Source organism: Galbibacter sp. (assembly GCF_048266365.1).
Classification (GTDB): domain Bacteria; phylum Bacteroidota; class Bacteroidia; order Flavobacteriales; family Flavobacteriaceae; genus Galbibacter.
Map to the genome: position 1 here is coordinate 172,710 of NZ_JBLWZP010000008.1, position 7,434 is coordinate 180,143.

Genomic DNA, 7,434 nt, shown 5'->3' on the forward strand with positions numbered 1-7,434 from the left:
TGTGGTAGGCTCTTGGAGGGTGTTGTTAAGATTTGCTGTAATGCTTTTCGAGTACCTTTATATCGTGAAGTAATTTATCCATCTCATCAGAGTTGGTACCATCGTAAAAGCCTCTTATCTGCTTATCTTTATCAATTAAAATAAAGTTTTCCGTGTGAATCATATCAAATGGACCACCGTCACCAGTAGTTTTAACTGCCAGATAACTCTTTCTAGCTAATTCGTAAATCTGTTTTTTATCACCGGTTACCATATTCCATTTGCTGTCTATAACGCCTTTTTCTTTGGCATATTTTTTTAGTTGTGCAACGGAGTCAATCAGTGGAGTTACAGTGTGAGACAGTAGCATGACATCGGGATTGCTTTTGATTTCTTCTTGTATGAACACCATGTTGTCGGTCATTATCGGACAAATGGAAACACAGGTGGTGAAGAAAAAGTCTGCTACATAAATTTTATTTTTATAGTCTTCCTGGGTGATGGTATCACCATTTTGGTTAATTAGTTTAAAATCTGCAATTTTATGATCCTTACGTATGTATTGTATGCTTTCGTCAACTAATTCAGGTTGAACCATGGAGGGCTCATAGATGGTTAATCTTTCTTCTGGTTTAAGCGCTTGATATATCAGACTTATTATGATGGCTGAAAGAATTAAAAGGGTGATAAATAGGTGCTTATATTTACTGAAAAAATGTAGCATATTAGGGTGTTTATTTGCCTACAAAAATACAACATTCCACATACTAATTAGAATTTTAGTCTTAAAACCATCATAAAAAGCCCTTGCTAAAGTCTTTTGATTGTGCTAGATAATTTGAAAACATTACTTTTGTGCGATTTGAAAAAGAAACTGTATTTATGGACCCAATTTTTATAAAGGCTATCCAGCTTGTTTTAAGCTTATCTATATTAATTGTTTTGCACGAAATGGGGCACTTTATCCCAGCAAAAATTTTTAAAACACGAGTTGAGAAATTCTTCTTGTTTTTTGATGTGAAATTCGCATTGCTTAAAACAAAGATTGGCGAAACCGTTTATGGTATTGGCTGGCTTCCGCTAGGGGGATATGTCAAGATCTCAGGAATGATAGATGAGAGCATGGACAAGGAACAGATGGAACAACCTCCTCAACCATGGGAGTTCCGATCCAAGCCAGCTTGGCAGCGGCTGATCATTATGATTGGTGGGGTTACTGTCAATTTACTATTGGGATTCTTTATTTATGCCATGGTCTTATTTGTTTGGGGAAGAACTGAGATATCGAATAATGCCTTCCCAAATGGCTTTAATGTAGCTAAAGAATTGGAGCAATATGGATTCCAGGATGGGGATAAGGTGCTTGAGGTCGATGGAGAAGAACCAGGGAATATTTTAGACGTTAGCCGTATGCTGGTGGTTCGAGGTGTAGAAGAAGTGAAGGTTCAGCATGCTAATAAGGAAATTGAAGTTTTACAACTTCCTGATAGTTTAGGAACCTATTTATATGTTTCCGGAGCTTTACGCCCATTTGAGCCTAGAGTAGATGCAGTATTGGACAGTGTAGTGCCTGGAGCCCCTGCTGATGTGGCCGGCCTACAAAAAGGTGATAGACTTGTATCTGTAAATGGAGCTGCGATTACGTTCTGGGATGAATTTACCAATGTAGTTAAAGAGAATCAAGGGAATCCGATAGATCTTGTGGTAGAACGAAACAAGGCTACTGAAATAATTTCTATTACTCCTGTAGATCAAAAAGTCGGTGTTTTTGTTAAGCTACCTGATTATTCAAATGCCATTCATAAGAGAACTTATTCATTAGCTGAGGCAATTCCTGCTGGAATTAGTTATGGGTATTGGACCTTGATGGATTACGCTAGTTCAATGAAATTCCTTTTCACTAAAAAAGGAGCTACTGAAGTAGGTGGTTTCGGTACCATTGCAAAACTATTCCCTGACACTTGGGATTGGCAGGGGTTTTGGCTTTCTACGGCCTTTTTATCTATTATCTTGGCATTTATGAACATACTACCCATTCCTGCATTGGATGGTGGACACGTGATGTTTCTGTTGTATGAAATGATCACTGGAAGAAAGCCAAGTGAAAAATTCTTAGAATATGCACAAATGGTTGGTTTCTTTATATTAATTGCACTACTTTTGTATGCCAACGGAAACGACATATATAAGGCGATTTTCAAATAAAATAAAAATTAATAATTTTTGTTTGGCATAATGAAAAAAACATATATATTTGCATCCGCAAAAAAGAGGTAAATCCTTTCAAAGCGTCCTAAATAAGGGAGCTGACGAAAGCCAAACATAAAATTCCTCCTTAGCTCAGTTGGTTAGAGCATCTGACTGTTAATCAGAGGGTCCTTGGTTCGAGCCCAAGAGGGGGAGCTTAACAACAGAAAGCCATTCAAGAAATTGAGTGGCTTTTTTGATTTCAACAGGTACAACATAGGTACAACTTTTTTTAAAAAACTCATCATTATAAAATTCTTCTTAACTTCTGTTTTTCTATTTTTGAAATGTGAAACAAGAACAAGAGCCTTTATCATTTTTTGAAGAATTACTTCAATATAATAAACTTTCTTTTTTAAAAGATGAGTTTATTAATCGTTTTGTAGATAATGACGGTATGGACATTGAATCTATAGATGCTAAAACAGGTATAATAAAGTATGTAAGTGCATTTAGCAACCCTCCTTCTATAGAACCTGTCTATGCTATAACCTCTATTAGTTTCCAAAAAGAGTTTCATAAAGAAATAAACACAGAATTTCTAAAAGCCAAAAAAGCTATTGATGATTTTGCTACTCATATAACACAGCAAGGGAATAATCCCCTAGAATATATTACTCTTCAACATAATTATATAATTACCTTAAAAGAAAAAGCCATATCTGTATATCCTGAAGCACCTATTGTAAAAAGTGCATTAACATCCCTACTTCAATATATAGAGGAAAAATATAATCTTAATAATAATATCAAACACATACATACAGTAGCTCCTTCTATTGAAAATCCAGAAGATTACTCTCCACATTCATTTCTATGGGATGCTTTGGATAATGAAACACGAGAAGCAAACCTTTCCAAATTATACGACTTACTTACCATACAACCTAAATTAATTGAGTGCCAAAAGGAGGAATTTATCAACGCATTTTCTCAAAAGGTTGTTTCTAATGGCATTAAATGGCGCGTTAAGGGCAAGAATGGTCAAATCTCAAAATCTTCTCTTTTTTATTTTATAACCTCTTTAAATCAAGGTTATATTGTTGAAATTCCTGACACAGAACTTAATAAAAGAGTTAGTTACACTTTTAGAAATGCTGAAGGACAACCTTTTATAAATATCCGCCAATCTAAAAATAATGTTTCTGCCAATCCTGAAGGCAAAGAACGAATAGACCAAATTCTTAAAGACGTCTTGCGATAATATTTCATTAGATATAAATACAAATACCTATACACTACCGTATAGGTATGGTAAACGTTTCCCCTGTACTTCTGTATTTTCTTTGTGGTGGGTTTGGGATAGTCCCATTCTATAATCAAAAAAATAATTTTATGGAGAACACCATTTTTAAAAAAGAATTAGGAGTAAAAGAAGAAGCTCCTACAGAGAAAAAGGGTTGGCTTGCCAAAGAAGTATTGAGCTTCAAGGAAGCGTTAGCCATGCTGGATATATCTGCCAGTACGCTGTACAAGCTAACTCACAAAAGGGCTATCACTTACTACAAGCCTAGTGGTAAGATGATTTATTTTAAAAAGGCTGACCTTATGAATTGGATGCTGCAAAATAAGCAGCCATCAACCAAAGAGGTAAAGGAGAATATGTTTAACCAATTAAATTTAGTTAAGTAATGGACATGGATAATGAAAAATTTTATGCCGTTAGGGACTCCAAAATTGTAATTAGAAAAACAAAACTATTAAGATTTTTGGAGAATTTGGGTTATAGAAAGTTATTGACCAGTACCAATGATTTTGAATTAGTTAAGGTTTCCAAGGGCAGTATAGTAGAAAAAGGCTATGACCATATGATGGCGACAGATATCAGAAAATACCTGGAAGAAAAAGATGAAGAAAGGGTTTTTGAGGAAATATTAGGTAAGGATTATACCTCAAAAAGCTTATTGAAAAACTTAAAATCTGTTTCGATAGAATTCAGTCAAGGGAATAAGAATGAATCTATATTCTTCTATAAAAATGGAGTAGTAAAAATCACAGCGGATAACTACAGAATAATACCATACGATGAATATGAAGGGTTTTTATGGAAAGAACAAATTAGTGAAAGAGATTTTACTCCAAATAGTAAGTACAGAAGTGCTGCATTTGCAAAGTTCGTTTATAATTTATCTGGAAAAGATATAGAAAGATTTAAAAGCCTAAGAAGTATTATTGGATATATGCTCCATTCTTATAAAGATCAAACTTTTAGTCCAGCAGTTATTCTATTAGATGAAGATGTTGATGTTGATAATGAAGAAGCCAAAGGAGGAAAAGGTAAGTCGTTACTGGTAGAAGGAATTGGTAAAGTGGTATCGTATTATTTTAAGGATGGTAAAACCTTAAAAAATAAAAATCAGTTTCAATTTTCTGGATATCAGAGGTATCAAAAAATAATCTCTTTTGACGATGTGAACCCAAACTTTGATTTTGAATCTTTATTCTCGGTAATAACTGGACATTTTTCGCTAGAAAAGAAGTATGAAAATGAAAAAATTATTCCATTTAGCGAATCCCCAAAATTTATAATAAGCTCAAATTATATGCTAGATGGAGTAAGAGGATATTCTTCTGATAGAAGAAAAATTGAATTTGAAATTTCCAGTCACTATGGGAGACATCTCACCCCAATAGAAGAGTTTGGCTGTAGATTTTTTGATGATTGGGATATTGAAGAATGGAGCAAATTTGACTCTTTTATGATAATGTGTGCTAAAGAATACCTTAGTAGTGGGTTAACAATACCGCAATCAATAAATCTAGTAGAAAATAAGTTAAGAAAAGAAACCCACCCAAAATTTATTGCATTTGTAAAAGAAGAAATCAAAAAATCAGGCAGATATAATAAAAAAGACCTTTTTGAAAAATTTAGAGAACAATACAGAAAAGAAGTATTTGGAGTATCACCCCACCAATTTACAAAATGGATTAGAATTTGGGCTGAGCATAATGGTCATTTTTATGATATACAAAAATCAAATAGTAAACAATATATAGAAGTTAAATTAAAAGGAAATTAATATGATAAGTAAAACAGGAATACAATGGACTGGGGGCACATATAACCCATGGTATGGATGCAAAAAAATATCTGAAGGATGTAAGTTCTGCTATATGTATAGAGATAGAGACGAGGGAGGGGTTGACCCTTCTCTCGTTATAAAATCCAAAAAAGAAACCTTTGAAAGACCTTTGAAAATGGAAACTCAGACCTTGATTTTCACATGCTCTTGGTCTGATTTTTTTAACCCCGAAGCAGATGAATGGAGACCTGAAGTTTGGGAAATCATAAAGAATACACCTCATGAATATCAAATCCTAACCAAAAGACCTGAAAGGGTTTTACAATGCCTTCCAGATGATTGGGGTGCTGGTTATGAAAATGTTTGGCTAGGAGTATCAGTTGAAAATCAAGCTAGATTAAATAGAATTGATATTTTAAAGAGTATTCCTGCAAAAACCAAATTTGCTAGTTTTGAGCCGCTAATAGGTGAAATCAATATATCTCCTGCACAGATAAAGGTTTTGGATTGGGCAATCATTGGAGGGGAAAGTGGAAATTTGGAAGGGCCTTATGGTTTTAGGGAATGTAAATTGTCTTGGATTGAAATTTTAGTGGAAGATTTAGAAGAATACAATATTCCAATTTTTGTAAAGCAATTGGGAACCCATATTGCTATTGAGTACGATTTAAAGGATATTAAAAAAGGTGGTAATATAAAGGAATTTCCACCTCACCTCCAGATTAGGGAATTTCCAAATGGACTAAGATATGTGGATAATCAAATCTATTTGTAAAAAGTGATAAAGTGAACTTTTTTTAGGAAACTATTTTTTTAGAAGAGGTGCTCTTTTTGCACCTCTTCTTTTTACTGGCGCTCTCTTTCATTAAAAGGATGTTTTCAAGTACAAAAATGTAATCTTTGATTTGTTCTCTCTTAACTTGTTTACTGTCAAAATAAGCTTTTTTAAAAATATGCTCCCATACAAAAGCCATAATAGCCGCCATTAAAAGAATTGTTATTATAATTCCTAAAAGAGACGTCAAATTTTCAGAGGTTGAATCCGCTTTATATAAAAAAAGAAATACTGCAATCAACACAATCAAAAACTGTTTACCAATAAACTCTAATAGCTTATCAAAAAATTTAAATGGATTATTGAGAGGTTCACTTATTAATTCTTTAGCGATCACAATTCTTTTTTTAATATTAGGGTTATCAAGTTCTGAGTACTTCTTAAAAGCTTTTTTTATTCTTATATCTTCCAGTTCATCAGATTTCCATTCCCAGAACACTTTTGAGCATGGAAGTCCTTGTGATTTAAGTTCTTTCCTTGCTCTATAGGTTTTAATAATAAAAACGTAAATAATTACTGGTAATGCTGGAAAAATCATGAGTGAATACCCTATCAATTTATACTGACTAAGATTAAATATTATTCCACCAGAAATAATACTAGCAAAAAAGAATACTCCATACCAAAGATAATATTTGTCATCTTTTTCTGAATAAGTAATTGGAACGTAAAGGTTCACATAGGAATATCTTTTGTTGAACTCTTTGAGTTCTTCATTAAATGTTTTCATCGTATTTAATTTTAAATTTCTACGAATGTAGTAGAAAGAATGCTATATGAGGCTGTAGCATAGGACTTGAAATATAAAAATACTGATTAATTTGGGTATATCCATGCTCTTTTAGCATCTCGAATTTGGGTATGTCAGATTCCTTGAAAGATAGGATTACAGCAGCTAATATGTCCAAACCGAATATTAATTCAATTTGTAGTGGTTTTATATTTAATACTGTTATTTCCCCTAGATAGATAAAACCATCATACCCTTTAATTCTGTCTTTAGGAGCTATTTCCAAATCAAACTCCCAATTCTCATATTGCATACCTATTTTAAAAGGTAAATCTTTATAATCCATAATTATTGGGTATAAAAAAACCACCTAATTAAGATGGTTTATATTATTGAGATTAAATTTTCTTAGCTATTCTACATGGTAACTATCTTCTGAAATGTTATATATAAATGTCTTATTATTTTGAACTTCTATAGCTTTATATAATACTCCCCAAATTTAGGACAGGAAATTAAGTTGTAATTTTAACCCTGTCAATATGAAAACATCAAGAAGAAAATTCAGCGCATCCTTTAAGGCCAAAGTAGCCATTGAAGCGATAAAAGAGCAGACAAGT

General features: G+C 32.9%; 8 protein-coding genes and 1 tRNA gene. 6 read left to right on the forward strand and 3 right to left on the reverse strand.

Annotation, left to right across the window (positions count from 1 at the left end; translation table 11 throughout):
- Positions 1–25 precede the first annotated feature (25 nt).
- A complete protein-coding gene (locus ACN0TV_RS12810) occupies positions 26–703 on the reverse strand; it encodes an SCO family protein (RefSeq protein ID WP_417363315.1) in 678 nt (225 codons plus the stop codon).
- 158 nt (positions 704–861) lie between these two features.
- Here ACN0TV_RS12810 and rseP point away from each other — a divergent pair, with 158 nt between their 5' ends.
- The 6 genes from rseP to ACN0TV_RS12840 all read left to right on the forward strand — a co-directional run bounded on the left by rseP (position 862) and on the right by ACN0TV_RS12840 (position 6,024).
- Positions 862–2,184: an RIP metalloprotease RseP gene (gene rseP, locus ACN0TV_RS12815; RefSeq protein ID WP_417363316.1), complete on the forward strand. Its 1,323-nt coding sequence runs from the start codon at positions 862–864 to the stop codon at positions 2,182–2,184.
- 124 nt (positions 2,185–2,308) lie between these two features.
- Positions 2,309–2,382 (forward strand) — tRNA-Asn (locus ACN0TV_RS12820).
- A 133-nt stretch (positions 2,383–2,515) separates the two neighbouring features.
- Entirely contained in the window at positions 2,516–3,430 is a 915-nt protein-coding gene (locus ACN0TV_RS12825; protein ID WP_417363317.1) for a hypothetical protein, read from the forward strand.
- A gap of 131 nt (positions 3,431–3,561) precedes the next feature.
- Positions 3,562–3,858, forward strand: a complete 297-nt coding sequence (locus ACN0TV_RS12830; RefSeq protein WP_417363318.1) for a helix-turn-helix domain-containing protein — start codon at positions 3,562–3,564, stop codon at positions 3,856–3,858.
- Positions 3,858–5,246 (forward strand): primase-helicase family protein, encoded by a 1,389-nt coding sequence (locus ACN0TV_RS12835; RefSeq protein ID WP_417363319.1) that lies wholly within the window; start codon positions 3,858–3,860, stop codon positions 5,244–5,246. The genes ACN0TV_RS12830 and ACN0TV_RS12835 overlap by 1 nt, the downstream gene beginning before the upstream one ends.
- A gap of 1 nt (position 5,247) precedes the next feature.
- A complete protein-coding gene (locus ACN0TV_RS12840) occupies positions 5,248–6,024 on the forward strand; it encodes a DUF5131 family protein (protein ID WP_417363320.1) in 777 nt (258 codons plus the stop codon).
- Between the two features lie 22 nt (positions 6,025–6,046).
- Here ACN0TV_RS12840 and ACN0TV_RS12845 read toward each other — a convergent pair whose 3' ends face one another.
- Entirely contained in the window at positions 6,047–6,814 is a 768-nt protein-coding gene (locus tag ACN0TV_RS12845) for a hypothetical protein (protein WP_417363321.1), read from the reverse strand.
- Positions 6,815–6,833: 19 nt separating this feature from the next.
- Positions 6,834–7,160, reverse strand: coding sequence for a hypothetical protein (locus ACN0TV_RS12850; RefSeq protein ID WP_417363322.1), 327 nt, complete (start codon positions 7,158–7,160; stop codon positions 6,834–6,836).
- Positions 7,161–7,434: the final 274 nt, after the last annotated feature.